Raw genomic sequence first — 17,854 nt, 5'->3', positions numbered from 1 at the left:
CAATTGGATAACAATCAAATTGAAAGCCGGTATGGCCTTTGTCGCCAAGTTCATTTAGATGGTTGGCAATATTGTGGATATTCATATTTGTCCTTATTGACATATTATGTCTGCGTTTAAAGATACCATCTGGACATAATATGTCAATAAGGACAAATATGAATATCCACAATATTGCCAACCATCTAAATGAACTTGGCGACAAAGGCCATACCGGCTTTCAATTTGATTGTTATCCAATTGATGGCGATGTGGAAGTCTTGCAGGTTAACATTGTTGGCCGAGAAGAGATCCCGGTATTCCTATCGGTTACGGACAACCAGATCCTTTGCATCAGCTATTTATGGGGCGAGGATGAAGTGAATCAAGAGCGTCGTGCTGAGATGTTTGAGACCATGCTAGAACTCAACATCCCAATGCCACTTTCATCGTTTGCCAAGATTGATGACAAGTATGTGGTATACGGCGCACTATCAGTGCAATCAAGCATCGAAGAGATAGAACAAGAACTGTCTGTTCTGTCTGACAACTGTCTCGAAGTAATCGACGAACTCGCCGATTACCTTAAATAAAGGAGCCACATTATGGGCATTCTAAACAAGATTCTTACTGCTTTTCGCGGTGGCGCAACTGAAGTTGGCCAAGGTATTGTAGACGCAAACTCAACACGTATTTTTGAACAAGAGATCCGTGATGCAGAAAAACATCTGACTAAAGCTAAGCGTGACTTAACTGAAGTCATGGCAAAAGAGATGCAAGCGAGCCGTGAAGTTGACCGCCTAAAGCGTGCGGTTGCTGAACACGAAGGTTACGTAGCCCAAGCACTTGAAAAGGGGAATGAGGCATTAGCACTAGAAGTTGCTGAAAAAATCGCTGAACTCGATCAAGAACTTAATGACCAGCAGTCAGCCAACGACAGCTTCAGCGCACATGCTACTCGTCTAAAAGACTTAGTCCGTAAGACTGAACGTCAGCTCACTGATTACCAGCGCCAACTGACTATGGTTAAAACCACAGAAAGCGTACAAAAGGCGACGGCGACAATTACTAATTCATTTGCAGGCAGTAACTCAAAGTTACTTAATGCTAAAGATTCGCTAGAACGCATCAAAGCCCGTCAGCAGTCATTTGATGATCGCCTTAAGGCATCTGAGACGCTAGCTGAAGAAAACAGCGATAAAGCGCTACATGATAAGCTAGCGGAAGCAGGCATTGGTGAGCAAAAATCTAATGCTAATGCAGTACTTGATCGCATTAAAGCCCGCAAAGGCTAAAGGAGTATGACGTGGGATTTCTAAGGGGCCTATTTGGCAAGAAAGAGGAACCTAAACGTCAACTCGATCACCCATCAAAGCTAAACAAGGGAGATATGATCTCCCTTGATGATAGCTTTGCGCTGCCACCACAACTACGTGGGCAACAGCTAAGAGTTGAAGCGGTTAATACCTATGAGTATGAGCGCAAACAACAAACGGAATGGGTGCTTAAAGGGCACGGAAGTGACACCATCTTTCTCAGCTTAGATGAAGATGATGAAACTTACCTCGCATTGTCGTTAAAGGTTAATCGTGGTTTGGTCGAGCAGCTATTCGATTTAGAGCAATTTGGCACTATTTTTGAAGAACCTGGCAAAGCAGAACTAAGCACGAATGAATTGTCAGCGGAACTAGCAACTGAGTTTGAGCAGTGGTTATCACCTCAATATCATCAGGTCACATTTGCCGGTTTTGGGTACTTTCATCGTCAGGACTATCGTGGTAAAAAGCCACCTCAAGATGCTGACGGTGCCACAGGCGACCCCTTTGAGTCATATCAATTGCTAGATGACGATGAAGACAAAGCCATTGATATCGAAGTCTATGACGGCGGTGAAACAGATGTCATGTTGACACTTTATCGCCCTCTATCGGACATCAGAGATTATTGGCCTGGCGCATAATGAAAAGGTTCTAACGTTTTTAACGTTAGAACCTTTTTTGTTTCTAGCACTATGAGTGATAGCATTAACTTATAAAGCCGTTTCTATGGATAGGTAATACCTTACGTATGAGCAAGAAAAAGAATCCGTTGCCGGAACAGTGGCAGCAAAATCAAAAAGCCGCCAAAGCCACTCAAATTGCCTTTGATATGGATGAAAAGTTTCAATACTCCATCCGTAAAGCCGCGCTCGATACCGGTGTCAGCCCGTCAGATCAAATTAGACACATCCTTGGTTTAACTGTAACCAAGCGCCCTAAGCGCCCGCGCCTTACCGTATCTTTAAGCGCCCAAGACTATGCTTTGCTCGCTGAAAAGTACCACTTAAAAGCAGAGCAACAACTAGAAATAAAAAAGCATGTTCTAGATGATCTCATTCACTTCAGTAGCGAAAACTAAAGCCCCGAAGATTAATTTCGTTCCCGGTTTTAGGGAAAGTACCCAATAACGATGGATCGATAAATGACTAACGAAAAGCGCTGGATCATACAAGCTGAAACGCCACCAACCCCTTTTCAGCTCGCGATGATGCTACTGTCGTTGCTCTCTGTTGTTGTGGTGCTCGTGCTTACCTTTGCTAGGCTTGATAGCGAAACTAGGCGTTTACTGTTTTTTATTGATACCTGTATTTGCCTTCTTTTCATGTCAAATTTTTTCTATGGCCTATTCAAAGCTGAGAGCAAAAAAACCTACTTTAAGCATCATTGGATAGATTTAGTTGCCAGTATTCCGGCAATTGAAGCACTGAGAATGGCGCGACTTTTTCAGATCCTTCGTGTGGTCAGGCTTATTCGTATGACCCGATCCTTAATTGTGCCCATGGTCAAACAGCGTCGCCAAGCGACTCTGGCAAGCTTATTAGTGGCATTAGTGACGATTCTTACCTTTGCCTCTGTTTTGGTCTTAATTGTCGAGAGCGGGGTCGAAGGGGCTAATATTGAAACTGCCGAAGATGCCATTTGGTGGGCTCTAGTCACAATATCAACCGTGGGTTACGGTGACTATTATCCCGTCACCACAGCAGGGCATATCATCGGTGGCATTGTTATTGTTTGTGGCGTCAGCTTTTTTGGTATTATTTCTGGTTATATGGCATCTGTTTTTGTAGCCCCAGATGAAGCTGAAAAGCTTGAAATCCACAGTGAAGAGATCCGCTCAGAACTACAAATGAGTCTCGCCCGCATGGAAGCCAACCAACAACAGCTGCTTAAAGAGATTGAAGCGTTAAAATTGGAGATGAGAGACGGCAAAAAATAAGCCCACACATTGGCGGGCTTAATCATTATATATTGTTTTACAACAGCATTAACGCCAGTACGGTTCGTTCTGCATCGCACTACGGCGAGAAAACTCCATTGCCTGTACTAAACTGAGCTCCTTATTTTCAAGCCAACCACTAATATCGACATACGCTAACTCACTAATCTCTTTTAGTTGTCGGTAAGCCGCTAAGGTTCTAATGCCTAACGCAAGGTCTTGCCAAGGTGCTCTAAATTGATCACGTGATTTGTTTGAGTAAAGCTGACCATATGCCACACCGACAAACATGCTGTTATCTAATGCCTTGGCGACTGCAAGATAATCACTACTGCTCAAATCATTATTTAATGGCATAACATCCAAGATCTTTTGCCATGACTTTTCTTGTAGCTCATCGGCAAACTGCTTCAAACCAAGTGTTTTATCGATAACAACACGGCCATCACTGATTTGCATCAACAGATCGACAAGGTGTACTTGCAGTCGGCCATAGCAGAGATCATCTAGCAAGGCATCGAAATGTGCAGCGATATCGAGTTGCTGCAGTTTGGCGTTGGCAATATCCACCAAAGCATCCGACATCGATAATTTGGCGATAAGTGAGCCATTTTTTTCCACTATGGAAAAGAGACTCAACGACTCTTCAATGAAGTTAAGTCGACGTTCAATACAATCAAAGTCATCTTCAAAAGAACCAGCCAACAAGGTAAATTGCGCTAGCGTGCTTTTTAGTAAGCGAATACAGGCTCTAAGGCGGTAACAGAGCATAGGGAGTTCATGAGGATTCAGCGCAACATCAAGGATCATCGCTTCTAGCTTCTGCCATCGATCAAGACCAACTTCAAGTAGGTTAATAGCAACTTGCTTTAAGTCTTGCTCAGGCTTTAATGCAATAAAATCGAGAACTTCTAAGTTGAAAGGACTTGCTTGAGCCGCTAATTGGTAGCCTCTTTGCGCTTTACTCGCATGACCTAACCGAACCGGCACTTCTCGGCTAACGATCCCCGCTAAAACAAGCAAGGCGCTGGTATCACCTACGAGCAACTCAAACTCTAATTCGCAAATGGGTTCAGAGCGTTCATCAACAGAAATATGACCGATATCAAGCGCCACTTCCACCAAACTATCATCCACATAAATATGCCACTTCTGTCGTTCAAAATCAGTATTGAACAAACAACGCAGCTGTAGCTGCACTTGTTCAAGATCTGCACCTTGTGGCCAAATTTCTGGCGGGAATAAATTTAATTTAGGAAAATCGTGATCTATATCGACATTAAATTCAGGCCGAGAGTGGATGCCACCAACAACCTGTCCGGCGGTCTTAATTGTCTGCTCACGGTGTGTATTAACTCCCCGAACGCGCAGCCCCATGTCCCATTGACGCAAAGTAAGGTCGGGGGTTTCAAAATACCCATTAGTCAACTTCTCACTGCCTTTACTGTCGGAGTTATGTATGCTATCCAGCAGGTTTATAAGGGTTTTTCTCTCATTTTCATTGAATAAAAGTTTGAGCTCTATCTCGGCTTCCATCTCTGTACTATTCGCCTTGTCATTAAAATTTAATCAATCTGTCACTAATTATACACAGTGTAATATTTTTGTAATAAAAACGCCGTAGGATTCGCTTTGCAGTTAAGATATAACTCGTTAGAATAAAAAACTGTTTAGTTAAATTCAAAAACACAGTTTTCTTACGCGGCCGCTTGGGTTAACATGCGCCCGCTTTTTCCAATAGTGTAATAACCTAAATAGGTAAACGGCAATGCCAGTAAACTCTATTTTGGGCGTGTTTGCAAAATCGCCAATTAAGCCTCTTCAAGAGCATATCGACAAAGTATACGACTGTGCGTTGTTACTTGTCCCATTTTTCGAAGCTACAGCCTCAGGTGACTGGGACAAAGCTGTTCAACTGCGCAAGCAAATAAGCTTGGCTGAGCAAGAAGCAGATTCACTAAAACGTGAAATCCGCCTAACTCTGCCGGGTGGTTTGTTTATGCCAGTCGAGCGTACTGACTTACTGGAGCTACTAACCCAGCAAGATAAGATCGCTAACAAAGCGAAAGACATTTCTGGCCGTATTATCGGCCGAGAGCTCGTCATACCTCATGCAATCCAAGAACCTTTCATTGCTTACTTACAACGCTGTCTTGATGCAGTGGCGTTATCAAAGCAAGCAATTAACGAACTCGATGACCTATTAGAAACAGGTTTTAGAGGCCGTGAAGTGGATCTTGTCGCAAAAATGATCAGTGAACTTGATTCTATCGAAGACGACACTGATGTTTTACAAATTAAGATCCGTAGACAGCTTTTTGCTATCGAATCTGATTTTAACCCTGTAGATGTAATGTTCCTCTACAAGATAATTGAGTGGGTTGGCGACTTGGCAGATCTTGCCGAACGCGTCGGTTCCCGCCTAGAGCTGATGTTAGCTCGCGTCTAATCAAAAAGATTATCAAGGTAATAACATGGTTGATGTATTAGTCACCAACGGCCCATGGCTTATTGGCATAGCGGCTCTATTTGGTTTTTTAATGGCTTGGGGTATTGGCGCAAATGATGTAGCCAATGCAATGGGAACCTCAGTCGGTTCCAATGCGATTACAATTAAACAAGCGATTATTATCGCTATGATTTTTGAGTTTGCAGGTGCGTATTTAGCCGGTGGCGAAGTCACCAGTACAATCCGTAAAGGCATTATTGACTCAACATTCTTTATTGAACAACCTGAACTGCTGGTTTACGGCATGATAGCGTCTTTGCTAGCTGCTGGTATCTGGCTTATTGCTGCTTCAGCACTTGGTTGGCCAGTGTCGACCACTCACTCTATTATTGGCGCCATTGTTGGTTTCGCCGCAGTAGGCGTAAGTGCAGACGCGGTCGAATGGGGCAAAGTCGGTGGTATCGTTGGCTCTTGGCTCGTCACACCGGCAATATCAGGCTTTATCGCCTTTATGATATTCCAAAGTGTGCAAAAGCTTATCTTTAATACCGAGAACCCGTTAGAAAATGCTAAGCGTTATGTTCCTTACTATATGGCTCTTGCTGGCTTTGTAATGGCACTGGTTACCATTAAAAAAGGTCTGAAGCATGTTGGATTGCACTTTGGTAACTTAGAGTCTTACGCTTTGGCTCTCGCAATTGCTGCATTAGTGGGTATTGGTGGCATGATTGCTATCAAGCGCCTAAAAATGGATCACAAAGCGGATCGTCAGACCCAGTTTGGTAACGTTGAGAAAGTCTTCGCTATCTTAATGGTGGTAACGGCTTGTTGTATGGCATTTGCTCATGGCTCAAATGATGTTGCTAACGCAATTGGCCCACTAGCGGCGGTTGTTTCAATCGTTAACAGTGGTGGCGAGATCAGCAGCAATGCCGCGCTTGTGTGGTGGATTTTACCGCTGGGTGCTGTTGGTATCGTATTGGGTCTAGCTATCTTTGGTAAGCGTGTAATGCAAACCATCGGTAAGAATATTACCCACCTTACTCCAAGTCGTGGTTTTGCCGCTGAGCTTGCAGCTGCATCGACAGTTGTTATTGCATCGGGCACAGGTCTACCCATCTCAACCACACAAACCCTTGTGGGTGCTGTGTTAGGTGTCGGTATGGCCCGTGGTATTGCCGCAATCAATATTGGCGTAGTACGTAATATCGTTGTGTCTTGGGTAGTAACCCTACCTGCTGGTGCGGCACTATCAATCATGTTCTTCTTCATGATTAAAGGTGTTTTTAACTAAATACCTCGCTTGGTAGTGTCCAAAAACACTGCGATTCTATGGGGGAGTTTGATAAAATTTGTATCAAGCTCCCTTTTTGCGTTTTATCTCCCTTATTGCCACTTGCATTAAGTCCTCTAAATCCCTAGCATGTTGGCTAAATTTCATTGATGAGAATAGATTGGTGTTAAAAATTCTAACTATTGTGGGTGCGTTATTACTTTCCCCCTCTTTATTTGCAGCGAACCAAACAAGTTACATCTCTGATGATGTTTTTATCTATCTCCATGGCGGAGCTGGCACTCAGTTTCGAATTTTGGGCAGTGTAGAAGCGGGTCAAAAGATAACTTTAGTGGGTGAAGTGCAAGGTGACTACAGCAAGATAATCGATCACAAGGGTCGTGAAGGCTGGGTGCAAACAAAATTACTTAGCGCTTCAGTAAGCTTGCGGGAACAGTTGCCCGTAATTCAAGCAGAGTTGGCACAAACTAAAGCTGACTTAACCAATGCACTCTCAACAACCGATGCGAGTGTACAAGAGTTAAGCCAGATTAAGACGCAACTCGCCCAAGCAGAAAAAGCACTTGTAAGTGCTAGCCAAGCACGCGATAGCGCTCAGGTAAAACTTGCCAGCATGCAAAAGAATGAGCGTTTTGAAATGTGGAAGCAGGGTGGCTTTATTGCCGCTGGCGGCCTAATCTTGGGTATTATTTTAGTTTACTTACCACGACCACAGCGTAAACCTAAAAATCACTGGTAATTAATCCGTTATTTTTTAGTCTCTTCTAGCCAGTGTTTTCAAACGCTGGCTTTTTATTTTATAAGCTACAGCCCACACCTACCGAGGGCTAGCGCACGCAACCCTCAACACGAATCAAACACAGATCACACCACCACTCACAAAGGTGTCCCTCGTCACATTTTGCGGGTATAATCGGCCGCGCGGGGGTCTTAGATTGTATACAAAAAAAAGAACAACAAAGATCTCGTCGCATAAAACATCCTAACAATATATCTTTCGGTCAAGATGGAAGTGATTAATATGTTCAAAGCGAGTGAAGTACTAGCTGGTCGTTATGACTCAGCCGATCTCAACGAACTGTTCAAAGCGATCAGCGATAATTATATCGTTGACGAAGAACAATATTTATCAGAATTGATAAAACTGGTTCCGTCCAGCGATGAAGAGATCGACCGTGTGACAAATCGGGCACACGAATTAGTGGCTAAAGTACGTCAATACGACAAGAAAGGCCTGATGGTCGGTATTGATGCATTTTTACAACAATACAGCTTAGAAACACAAGAGGGCATTATATTAATGTGCCTTGCTGAAGCACTATTGCGTATTCCTGATGCTGCAACCGCTGATGCCCTGATTGAGGATAAACTCTCAGGTGCTAACTGGGATGAACATTTAAGCAAGAGTGACTCACTATTAGTTAACGCATCGACTTGGGGACTGATGCTTACCGGCAAAATCGTTAAGCTAGATCGAAAAACCGACGGTAGCCCAAGTAAGTTACTTAACCGCTTAGTCAATAAAGTGGGCGAGCCCGTTATCCGCCAAGCCATGCTTGCCGCAATGAAAATAATGGGTAAGCAGTTTGTTTTAGGGACTAGCATAAAAAGTGGCCTAAAAAACAGTGAAGCAAACCGAAAAATCGGCTACACACACAGCTACGATATGCTGGGGGAAGCTGCACTAACACAAACCGATGCGCTGAAGTATTATGAAGAATACTCTAATGCCATCGCAGCCCTTGGTGCGCAGAGCTATGATGAGAGTAAAGCCCCGCGCCCTACCATCTCTATCAAGCTATCGGCTCTTCATCCACGTTACGAAGTTGCCAACCAAGATCGCGTCTTATCAGAGCTCTACGACACGCTAATCAAGCTCATTAAGCAGGGGCGGCAACTCGATGTTGGGATCTCTATCGATGCAGAAGAGATGGACAGACTCGAGCTTCACTTAAAATTGTTCCAGAAGCTCTATAACTCAGAAGCTGCGAAAGGTTGGGGCCTACTCGGTATCGTGGTACAGACCTACGCTAAACGTGGCCTTCCTGTACTTTGCTGGTTAACTCGCCTAGCGAAAGAGCAAGGTGATGAGATCCCGGTACGCCTAGTGAAGGGGGCATATTGGGATAGTGAACTCAAGTGGGCTCAGCAAGCCGGCGAAGCTGGATACTCTCTCTTTACTCGTAAAGCGGGTACCGACGTCTCTTACCTTGCATCGGCGCGTTACATATTTTCTGAAGCGACTCGTGGCGCTATCTACCCGCAGTTTGCCACTCATAATGCCCAGTCAGTCGCTGCGATAATGGATATGGCTGGCGACCGCTTGTATGAGTTCCAACGTCTGCATGGTATGGGACAGGAGCTTTACGACACCTTGATCGCCGAATCACCTACAACGCGAATTCGTATCTACGCTCCTATTGGCGAACATAAAGAGCTACTGCCCTACCTAGTACGTCGTTTGCTCGAAAATGGGGCTAACACCTCATTTGTGCATAAGCTTGTCGATCCAAAGGTTGCGATTGAATCGCTAGTGGTTCATCCAATCAAAACCTTGCAACAATATAAGACGCTGTCAAATAATAAGATCGTGCAGCCAGCCGATATTTTTGGCTCATCGCGCAAAAACTCCAAGGGATTAAACATGAATATCATCTCTGAATCCGAGCCCTTCTTCGCGGCACTCGACAAATTTAAAGATACCACTTGGAATGCCGGCCCACTGGTCAACGGCGAGTTACTCGCCGGTGAAACCAATGAAATTGTCAGCCCATTCGATACCACAAAAGTGGTTGGCAAGCTCGCTTTTGCAAATGCTGAAGCGATTGAACTCGCACTCTCTGGCGCAGAGAAAGCCTTCCCGGCTTGGTGTAATACCCCAGTCGAAGAGCGTGCTTCTGCTTTGCAAAAACTAGCGGATCTACTCGAAGAAAACCGCGAAGAGCTTATCGTACTTTGTACCCGTGAAGCGGGAAAGAGCATCCAAGATGGCATCGATGAAGTCCGAGAGGCGGTAGATTTCTGTCGTTACTATGCTGTTCAGGCGAAGAAGATGATGGCGCAGCCTGAACTCCTCCCTGGCCCAACAGGTGAATTAAACGAGCTGTTTGTTCAAGGCCGTGGCATCTTCGTCTGCATCAGCCCATGGAACTTCCCACTGGCTATCTTCATTGGCCAAGTTGCTGCAGCACTCGCGGCGGGAAATACCGTTGTCGCGAAACCTGCTGAGCAAACCTCAATTGTAGGCTTCCGTGCAACGCAACTTGCTCATGAAGCTGGCATCCCTAAAGCGGTGTTACAGTTCCTACCTGGCACGGGTGCGACAGTAGGCGCTGCAATCACCTCAGATGAACGTATTGGTGGTGTTTGCTTTACCGGTTCAACGGGTACGGCAAAACTCATCAACCGTACGCTGGCGATGCGTGAAGGGGCTATTATTCCTCTGATAGCTGAAACCGGTGGTCAAAATGCCATGGTTGTAGACTCAACATCTCAACCTGAGCAGGTCGTCCATGATATCGTCGATTCATCGTTCACCAGCGCAGGTCAGCGTTGTTCAGCGCTACGGGTACTCTTCCTACAGGAAGATATTGCTGACCGAGTACTCGAAGTGATGAAAGGTGCGATGGAGGAACTCACTATTGGCGATCCTAGCTTTGTGAAGACCGATGTAGGCCCAGTTATCGATGCCGCTGCACAGGCTAATTTGAATGCCCATATCGACCATATCAAACAGGTCGGCACACTGCTTAAGCAGTTGGAATTGCCAGTGGGGACTGAAAATGGTTACTTTGTTGCGCCAATGGCCGTTGAGATTGACTCCATCAAGGTGCTGGAAAAAGAGCACTTCGGGCCCATCCTACATGTTATTCGATATAAAGCCGCTGATCTATCCAAGGTAATCGATGAGATCAATAGCACTGGCTTTGGCTTAACACTCGGTATTCATAGCCGTAACGAAGGCCATGCGCTGGAGTTGGCCAGTAAGATCAACGTCGGTAACGTCTATATCAATCGCAACCAGATTGGCGCTGTCGTTGGCGTGCAGCCATTCGGTGGTCAAGGCCTATCAGGTACAGGTCCCAAAGCAGGTGGCCCACACTACCTCACGCGTTTTATCACAGAAAAAACGCGAACCAACAATATTACTGCCATTGGTGGGAATGCCACACTGTTATCTTTAGGTGATAGTGAAGATTAATATCTTTAGGCATTATTGCCTAAATCATTAATATTGAACTCTAAGAAGTCAGGTTTTTAACCTGGCTTTTTTTATGCGGTTCTTCCCATCAAGGCTCCACATCAAGCTCATTAGTAAGGTCATCCTCTCAAGCTTGAACTTCTACACCGCGATTATCATTAAAAACGCTCCTCAAAAGAGTGACCGTTAATTCAAGGCTGTGAACTTAAACATCATTTTTAACTAAAGCTTCTGTGTCCTCTCAAGTACAATCACCACAAATCTCAACTAAAGCCATGACTTCAAAGCGTATTTAACTATTTTCATACAATATAAAACACCTTAAGTAACCATAACCCCACATCGAATAAAAAACAGACTCATGACATTAACAATCAAAAGAAAAATTCAAATCGCGATCCTACTGACTTGTGCGTTTATCAGCGCTGTACAGTCATATATTTCAATCTCACAACTCATTGAAGAGACAACCAACACCATTACTCATAGAATCAATGAGACCAGTATCGCCACCAGTAACCTTATTGCGACCAATATTAAGCTAGGCGCTAACTTGCTACTGGCCAACGAAGATCTCATTAGCAGTAGCGTTGATGTTGAACGCGAAATGTTACTGACATTACGAGCGGGTGGATTTATGTCTGTCTATGCCGGTCTTGATAATGGTGATGTCGTTTATGGTAATCAAGATGAAGTGTGGCCGAGCGATTATGACCCTACTTCTCGTCCTTGGTTCCAACAAGCAAAGCGCAGCCAGCAGCTGATCTTCACCGACCCCTACCTCGATTTTGATGGCAGCATCGTTGTTACCATGGCCAAAGCCTTCTCCGGAAAAAACAGCGGTGTGGTCGCTGCGGATATGACAGTCGATGACATCACCAAGCAAGTTGAACAACTACAACTGCCCAATAATGGCTTTGCCTTTCTAATCGACGGTAGTAACCAAATACTGGCGCATAATGATCATCAGCTACTGTTTAAGTCCGCCACTGAATTGAGTTCAAATTTTAACTCCCGCTATGTCGAACAAACCCGCGTTGCAGGCCAGCTACTCACCTTGAATTGGCGCGGTGATGACCAAAGTCGGCTGGTACAATTAACAGCCATTCCTGGAACAGATTGGACCTTAGGTATCGTAGAAGATGAAGATTTAGCCTACGCCGGCGTTCGCAGCCAAATTACCCGAGTGATCGTTATTATGTCGGGACTCTTTATCCTGATTTTAGTATTGGCTACGTTCGCATTAAACCGCATGTTTGCTCCACTGCATAAGCTAACCATAGCGTTAGAGAATTTATCCAAGGGAGAAGGCGATTTAACCCAAAGATTTGAGATTAAACATGCCGATGAAATTGGCACCCTTTCATTGCATATGAACGCCTTCTTGCAATCACTGCAACAGATGGTAGCCGCGCTCGTTAACAATGCAGCAGAGCTCACCAAGCAAGCTAACGACTCCTCGTCATTAGTCAGTTCCACCAGTGAGCAGATTGACATTCAGCACCGAGATATCGACCAGATAGCCACTGCGATCCATGAGATGTCAGCCACCGCTGGAGAAGTTGCTAACCACGCTGAAACGACAGCCAGCGCCGCCAGTGTTTCTGCTGATAACTGTCAGCAAGGTCAATTGATCATTCGCCAAAGCAATACCTCGATTAATCAGTTATCACATCAACTAGCGCAAGCATCTAGCGTTATCACCGAGCTGGAACAAAACACCACTGCCATTAACTTGGTGCTTTCGACAATCCAATCTATTGCCGAGCAAACCAACCTACTGGCGTTAAATGCGGCGATTGAAGCTGCGCGAGCGGGTGAACAGGGACGCGGGTTCGCCGTGGTTGCAGATGAAGTACGGGTGCTCAGCCATCGCACTCAAGACTCTACCGAAGAGATCCGTAACATGATTGTCACCCTGCAAAAAAATAGCCAACTGGCTGTACGCAATATGCAAACCAGTACTGACATCGCGGTTGAAAGCGTTACTAACTCAGAGAAGGCCTTAGAAAACTTAGAGCTTTTAACCCAGTCGATTACTGATATTTCTGACATGGCAACGCAAATTGCTGGCGCCGCTGAAGAGCAGCGAGCGGTGTCAGAAGACATTAGCCGTAATACTGAGGCTGTTAGAGAGGTGTCGGATCTACTGACCACTCAAACCAATAGTGTGGCCAGTAATGCTGATGAACTGCTTAGTATAGCGGCTGAGCTAAACGAAAGAGTGGCCAAATTTAAGATCTAATCTAGCAACTCGAGTACTTTTCTACAGCAAAAGTGCAACGGTAATATCGATTATCGTTGCACTCGCTTTATAAAATCTATCAGCAGCTTAGGCTAATGTTCGATATAGGCTGGCGTAATAACTATCTTCTTTGAGTAATTGTTGATGAGCACCTGAGCAGCGGATTCTTCCTTGTTCCATCAAATGAATCGTATCCATGCTCGCCATTGCCGTTAACCGATGGCTAATCATCAGCACAGTTTTATCACTGGCAAACTCAAACAATAATGACAAAATTTCTCGCTCAGTCTTTTTATCTAGCCCTTCCGTTGGTTCATCCAGCAGTAACATCGGCGCGTCTCTAAGCAGTGCTCTAGCGACGCCAATCCTACGCTGCTCGCCACCGGATAACTGCCGTCCACCGTCACCAATCCAGTTGTCTAGTGGCTTATCACCTGTAAGCAATTCACTCAAACCCACTTTGTCTAAGACTGCAATCAGCTTAGCGTCATCTTTACGGCTAGGATTATCTAAAGCGATGGCTAGGTTGTCTCTCAATGTACCACTAAATAGATAAATACGCTGGCTCACCACCGACATGGATTTCCGCAAAGCATCCTCAGAATAGGCACTGGCCTCGCGCCCATCCAGCAATACTTGGCCACTTTGAGGCAACCACTCGCGAGTAATGAGTGATAATAAACTCGACTTTCCACAACCCGTTTGCCCCAGTAAAGCCACTTTACTGCCCGCCGGAATGACTAAGTTCAGCTGTTCAAGTACGCAGTGCTCAGCATCATAACCAAAGTTGATATTGGTGAGTTCAACGCGCCCCGCTGTGACATGCAGATCAGGATTATCTGCAAAGGTCACCTCTGGAGATTGCTCTACCACTTGGTTGAGTCGGGTCGCCGCTGAGCTGCATGCTGAAAGGTGCTGGAATGCTCCCGCCAGTGGCATCATCATCTCTATGGTCGCCATCGTCATAAATACAATCATGGCCAATTTTGGCCCTGGTGGCACAGACTCCCCTACTCCAGCGGCAGCCATATACAACATGACTAGCACCGCAAAGCCATGGCAGAAGATGAGGCATGCTTGGCTTAATGCTGTTACTCGATTCATGCGGTTTTGACTGGCAATCATAGCGCTCTCGGCACCGTTCAGCCGTTGGCGATATAGGTCTTGCGCAGCAAATAAAGTTAACTCTGCTTGGCCTTGTAAATACTCAAGTAACTGCACTCGCAACTGACGCTTAGTGTCGAGTTGTGCAATACCCGGTTTGCGGCCAAGAAAGTAAAACGCCGTTGGGAGTAGCAACCATACGGCTAACAAAATACTGCAGAGTGTTAATGCCAGTTTGGCATCAAACCATGAAACGAAGCAATACAGCCCAACTAACATCAGCAGTGAAGCTAATAGCGGTGTCAGTAAGCGCAAATAAAGATGATCTAAGGTATCGATATCTGCCACTAAGCGATTAAGCAGATCGCCGCGGCGGATCCCTTGCAGGTTTTTGGCACTGAGTGGCATCAGCTTATTCCACACCCAACAACGCAGATCGGTTAACAGACTAAACGTGGCCTCATGAGTCGCTAAACGTTCGCCATAACGGCTTGCGGTGCGCACAATTGACAGCAAACGAACCCCACCCGCTGGGGTGAAATAGTTAAACATCTGCGCCGTAGCTATGGTTAAACCAGCAACAGCTGCAGCGGATAGGAACCAGCCAGAAAGGGCTAACAAGCCAATGCCAGCCATTAAGGTCGTCACGCTTAAAAATAGGCCAACAAACATCATCAACCACTGGCTTTTAAATCGCTTAATGTAAGGTAGTAGCGCTCTCATTACAGCTCTCCCTCTGGTTCTATATCAACAGCCGCAGGTTCTATAGCAACAGGCGCAGAATCAACTAACATCTGCTTAAATGCCCCTTCAGCTGCGCTAAGTTCGGCAAATGTGCCCTGCTGTACTAATAAACCTTTCTCCATCACCAGAATGCTATCCATCGAGCTTAGCGATCCCAATCGGTGAGTCACCATCAAGCAAGCTGTATCTTGCATGGCTCGAGCCAATGTCGCTTGTACCGCTTGCTCGCTCAAACTATCAAGGCTGGCGGTAGGTTCATCCAAGATATAGAGTTTCGGTTGCTGAGCGAGTGCTCTAGCAAGGGCGATACGTTGCGCTTGTCCAACAGATAAGCCTGCGGTTTGCTCCTGTATCGGATGGTCTAGTCCTAGCGGTTGCGATTCAACAAAATCGAGGATGTGAGCTTGCGCTAATAATGCCTTGATAGCATCATCTGACAAAGCTGAATCTGGCGTTAACTTTCCGAGGGCGACGTTTTCACGCACTGTGCCACAGAACAGCTGTGGCTCCTGACCCAGCCAAGCCAATTTTTTTCGCCACTGCGACAGCGATAATTGACTTAACTCAATACCATTGATCTTAAGTTGGCCTTGATATGGCAAGAAACCTAGCAAAGCACTAAGCAAACTTGTCTTGCCCGCGCCGCTCGCCCCCACCACCGCTAAATGCTCACCTTGTTGCAAGGTAAAACTAATAGGCCCAAGTAGCTGGGTGCCATCAACGCTATACACTTTAAGATCTATGGCTTCGATGTGTATATCAGTCTCTAGGGTGTCACCCGCATCCCGCTTTTCTCCTGAGTTTGCATCAGGATGGTCGAGCAGTTTCATTAGCTGCTCTGCGGCGCCTATCGCCTGTGCTTTAGCATGGTAATGGGTGCCCATATCGCGCAGGGGCTGATAAAACTCAGGGGCTAAGATAAGAATAAACAAACCGGTGAATAAACTGATTGAGGTACCGTAATGACCAAAATCTAAATGGCCTAAATAACTAAAGCCAAAGTACACCGCTAATACTGCAATCGATACGGCGGCAAAGAACTCGAGTACTGCCGAGCTTAAAAACGCCATTCGCAACACGGACATGGTGCGCTCTCTGAACTCTTCTGACGCCTTCTCTATCGCCTTAGCTTCTTTGGCGCCTTGATTAAATAGCTTTAACGTCGATAAGCCTTTAAGCCTATCCATGAAGTGACCACTTAAACGAGCCAAGGCACCAAAGTTTTTCCGGTTGGCATCAGCGGCCCCCATACCCACTAAGATCATGAACATAGGAACAAGCGGTGCGGTTGCCAGCAAAATCACACCTGCCGCCCAGTTTATAGGGAATACCGCCACTAAAATGATCAGCGGAATAAAGCCCGCAAGCACGATTTGTGGCAAATAGCGGGCATAGAAATCTTGTAGGTCTTCCACTTGTTCAAGCACTATGCTCGCCCAGCTCCCTGCGGGCTTGCCTTGAATAAATGCTGGGCCTAATGCCGCGAGTTTATCCAGCACCGCCGCACGCATATGTACCCGCAGCTGCGCGCCCGCTTTAAAACTTGAGCGCTCTCTAGCAAATGCCAGTACACCTCTAAAAATAGTCAGCAACAACAATAACCAGAAATGATCAGCAAAAGCGACTTTTGGCAGCTCATCGATAATGATGCCCTGTAATATGGTCGCAATGAGCCATGCCTGACACATCAAGCTAATACCGGTTAACACCCCGAAGAGAATCGACAAATTTAAGTAATAACCACAGGCTGATTTTTGCAGCTTGAGCCAGTGAGTGAGCTTTTTCTCTACGGTTTTATCCATTGGGTCCCAGATTTACTGTACATGACAGATAAGCTTAATAAATTAACGGAGTAAGGCGCCTGAAGGAGTGTGAGTATCGCAAGCATTAACCGCAGAATAAAACGCCAGTTACGTATTTGCTATGAGACTCACAAAAATTGAGCTAGATCAAAAAACAGGGTAGGTATTACTCAGTATCATTACCAGTGATAACTCATTTTTAGCCACAAAAAAACCGCGAAAGCTGTGCTTATCGCGGTTAATGTTATCTGTTGCTTACATTAAGTGTAATAACACTTAGCAAGTTAGCCTTGCTATTAACGTTCTGCGTCTGAACCGTAATCAAGGTTATCGTCATCAGAATTTCTTTCAGCTGCCGCTTTTTCATCACGAGCAGCGCGCCATACATCAGCTGCAAGCTCTTTCTCTTCAGCCGCTTTATTACGCTCTTCACGTCCCTTAGCTTTACGTTCGTTACGCTTAACAAGGTTTTCTAAGAATGATTTCAGCTCAGTTTCGCCCCATGCTATCGCCTCAGCTTCAGTTTCAAAACCTTTTTGGGTTTTTGAAACGACAATTTTTCTAGCTGATTGACGACGAGTGATCTGGCCAGTCCAAGTTGTTTTATCTTCAACAACGCGAAAATCATACTTCTTTGTTTGTGTCATGTTACTTATTTTCCTAACAATAATCGTAATACTTTGAGCTTAATGCGTAAATGATCCAGCTCAATCATAAGTAACAGCAATCGCTTTTGCTTTGCTGCTACCTTCAATATTCTTTCAGCGTAATCGCGCCTAAT

General features: G+C 45.4%; 14 protein-coding genes and 1 pseudogene. 10 read left to right on the top strand and 5 right to left on the bottom strand.

Translation table 11 applies throughout. The features are described 5' to 3' along the window. Positions 1 to 85 (bottom strand): annotated as a pseudogene (locus tag L2755_RS17255) (DUF2170 domain-containing protein); the annotation flags it as partial. A gap of 73 nt (positions 86 to 158) precedes the next feature. Here L2755_RS17255 and L2755_RS17250 point away from each other — a divergent pair. The 5 genes from L2755_RS17250 (at position 159) to L2755_RS17230 (ending at position 3,234) form a co-directional block, all read left to right on the top strand. Continuing rightward, a complete protein-coding gene (locus tag L2755_RS17250; protein ID WP_248981917.1) occupies positions 159 to 572 on the top strand; it encodes a YjfI family protein in 414 nt (137 codons plus the stop codon). Between the two features lie 12 nt (positions 573 to 584). After that, entirely contained in the window at positions 585 to 1,274 is a 690-nt protein-coding gene (locus L2755_RS17245) for a PspA/IM30 family protein (protein WP_248981916.1), read from the top strand. Between the two features lie 11 nt (positions 1,275 to 1,285). Continuing rightward, positions 1,286 to 1,939 carry a DUF4178 domain-containing protein gene (locus L2755_RS17240; protein WP_248981915.1) on the top strand — a complete coding sequence of 218 codons (654 nt, stop codon included), beginning with the start codon at positions 1,286 to 1,288 and terminating at the stop codon, positions 1,937 to 1,939. 107 nt (positions 1,940 to 2,046) lie between these two features. Then, positions 2,047 to 2,376 carry a hypothetical protein gene (locus tag L2755_RS17235; protein ID WP_248981914.1) on the top strand — a complete coding sequence of 110 codons (330 nt, stop codon included), beginning with the start codon at positions 2,047 to 2,049 and terminating at the stop codon, positions 2,374 to 2,376. A 63-nt stretch (positions 2,377 to 2,439) separates the two neighbouring features. Further along, positions 2,440 to 3,234, top strand: coding sequence for a potassium channel family protein (locus tag L2755_RS17230; RefSeq protein WP_248981913.1), 795 nt, complete (start codon positions 2,440 to 2,442; stop codon positions 3,232 to 3,234). Positions 3,235 to 3,282: 48 nt separating this feature from the next. Here the strand turns inward: L2755_RS17230 and L2755_RS17225 are convergent, their stop codons facing one another. Next, the gene (locus tag L2755_RS17225; RefSeq protein ID WP_248981912.1) at positions 3,283 to 4,770 is read right to left on the bottom strand and encodes a CYTH domain-containing protein; all 1,488 of its coding nucleotides are present in this window, start codon (positions 4,768 to 4,770) and stop codon (positions 3,283 to 3,285) included. Positions 4,771 to 5,002: 232 nt separating this feature from the next. Between L2755_RS17225 and L2755_RS17220 the strand changes: the two genes are divergently transcribed. From L2755_RS17220 to L2755_RS17200, 5 genes are all read left to right on the top strand, one after another. Continuing rightward, the gene (locus L2755_RS17220) at positions 5,003 to 5,683 is read left to right on the top strand and encodes a TIGR00153 family protein (RefSeq protein WP_248981911.1); all 681 of its coding nucleotides are present in this window, start codon (positions 5,003 to 5,005) and stop codon (positions 5,681 to 5,683) included. A 25-nt stretch (positions 5,684 to 5,708) separates the two neighbouring features. Beyond that, positions 5,709 to 6,977: an inorganic phosphate transporter gene (locus L2755_RS17215; RefSeq protein ID WP_248981910.1), complete on the top strand. Its 1,269-nt coding sequence runs from the start codon at positions 5,709 to 5,711 to the stop codon at positions 6,975 to 6,977. 163 nt (positions 6,978 to 7,140) lie between these two features. Continuing rightward, the gene (locus L2755_RS17210) at positions 7,141 to 7,716 is read left to right on the top strand and encodes a TIGR04211 family SH3 domain-containing protein (RefSeq protein WP_248981909.1); all 576 of its coding nucleotides are present in this window, start codon (positions 7,141 to 7,143) and stop codon (positions 7,714 to 7,716) included. A 267-nt stretch (positions 7,717 to 7,983) separates the two neighbouring features. Further along, positions 7,984 to 11,178 carry a bifunctional proline dehydrogenase/L-glutamate gamma-semialdehyde dehydrogenase PutA gene (putA, locus tag L2755_RS17205; protein ID WP_248981908.1) on the top strand — a complete coding sequence of 1,065 codons (3,195 nt, stop codon included), beginning with the start codon at positions 7,984 to 7,986 and terminating at the stop codon, positions 11,176 to 11,178. A gap of 361 nt (positions 11,179 to 11,539) precedes the next feature. Next, positions 11,540 to 13,423, top strand: coding sequence for a methyl-accepting chemotaxis protein (locus L2755_RS17200; RefSeq protein WP_248981907.1), 1,884 nt, complete (start codon positions 11,540 to 11,542; stop codon positions 13,421 to 13,423). A gap of 87 nt (positions 13,424 to 13,510) precedes the next feature. Here the strand turns inward: L2755_RS17200 and cydC are convergent, their stop codons facing one another. The 3 genes from cydC to L2755_RS17185 form a co-directional block, all read right to left on the bottom strand. Then, entirely contained in the window at positions 13,511 to 15,250 is a 1,740-nt protein-coding gene (gene cydC / locus L2755_RS17195; protein ID WP_248981906.1) for a heme ABC transporter ATP-binding protein/permease CydC, read from the bottom strand. After that, entirely contained in the window at positions 15,250 to 17,073 is a 1,824-nt protein-coding gene (gene cydD / locus L2755_RS17190) for a heme ABC transporter permease/ATP-binding protein CydD (RefSeq protein WP_248981905.1), read from the bottom strand. Before cydD ends, cydC begins: the two co-directional genes overlap by 1 nt. A 296-nt stretch (positions 17,074 to 17,369) precedes the next feature. After that, entirely contained in the window at positions 17,370 to 17,720 is a 351-nt protein-coding gene (locus tag L2755_RS17185; protein ID WP_248981904.1) for a DUF3622 domain-containing protein, read from the bottom strand. Positions 17,721 to 17,854: the final 134 nt, after the last annotated feature.

This window comes from Shewanella abyssi (assembly GCF_023284025.1).
Lineage (GTDB): Bacteria > Pseudomonadota > Gammaproteobacteria > Enterobacterales > Shewanellaceae > Shewanella > Shewanella abyssi.
The sequence above is the reverse complement of the archived record's forward strand: the minus strand, read 5'-3'. Positions and strand labels throughout refer to the sequence as shown.

What these genes read in the sequence shown, in the direction of transcription:
- L2755_RS17250 (WP_248981917.1), top strand. Translation starts at nt 159, where the DNA reads ATGAATATCCACAATATTGCCAACCATCTAAATGAACTTGGCGACAAA.
- L2755_RS17245 (WP_248981916.1), top strand. Translation starts at nt 585, where the DNA reads ATGGGCATTCTAAACAAGATTCTTACTGCTTTTCGCGGTGGCGCAACT.
- L2755_RS17235 (WP_248981914.1), top strand. Translation starts at nt 2,047, where the DNA reads ATGAGCAAGAAAAAGAATCCGTTGCCGGAACAGTGGCAGCAAAATCAA.
- L2755_RS17230 (WP_248981913.1), top strand. Translation starts at nt 2,440, where the DNA reads ATGACTAACGAAAAGCGCTGGATCATACAAGCTGAAACGCCACCAACC.
- L2755_RS17225 (WP_248981912.1), bottom strand. Translation starts at nt 4,770, where the DNA reads ATGGAAGCCGAGATAGAGCTCAAACTTTTATTCAATGAAAATGAGAGA.
- L2755_RS17220 (WP_248981911.1), top strand. Translation starts at nt 5,003, where the DNA reads ATGCCAGTAAACTCTATTTTGGGCGTGTTTGCAAAATCGCCAATTAAG.
- L2755_RS17215 (WP_248981910.1), top strand. Translation starts at nt 5,709, where the DNA reads ATGGTTGATGTATTAGTCACCAACGGCCCATGGCTTATTGGCATAGCG.
- putA (WP_248981908.1), top strand. Translation starts at nt 7,984, where the DNA reads ATGGAAGTGATTAATATGTTCAAAGCGAGTGAAGTACTAGCTGGTCGT.
- L2755_RS17200 (WP_248981907.1), top strand. Translation starts at nt 11,540, where the DNA reads ATGACATTAACAATCAAAAGAAAAATTCAAATCGCGATCCTACTGACT.
- cydC (WP_248981906.1), bottom strand. Translation starts at nt 15,250, where the DNA reads ATGAGAGCGCTACTACCTTACATTAAGCGATTTAAAAGCCAGTGGTTG.
- cydD (WP_248981905.1), bottom strand. Translation starts at nt 17,073, where the DNA reads ATGGATAAAACCGTAGAGAAAAAGCTCACTCACTGGCTCAAGCTGCAA.
- L2755_RS17185 (WP_248981904.1), bottom strand. Translation starts at nt 17,720, where the DNA reads ATGACACAAACAAAGAAGTATGATTTTCGCGTTGTTGAAGATAAAACA.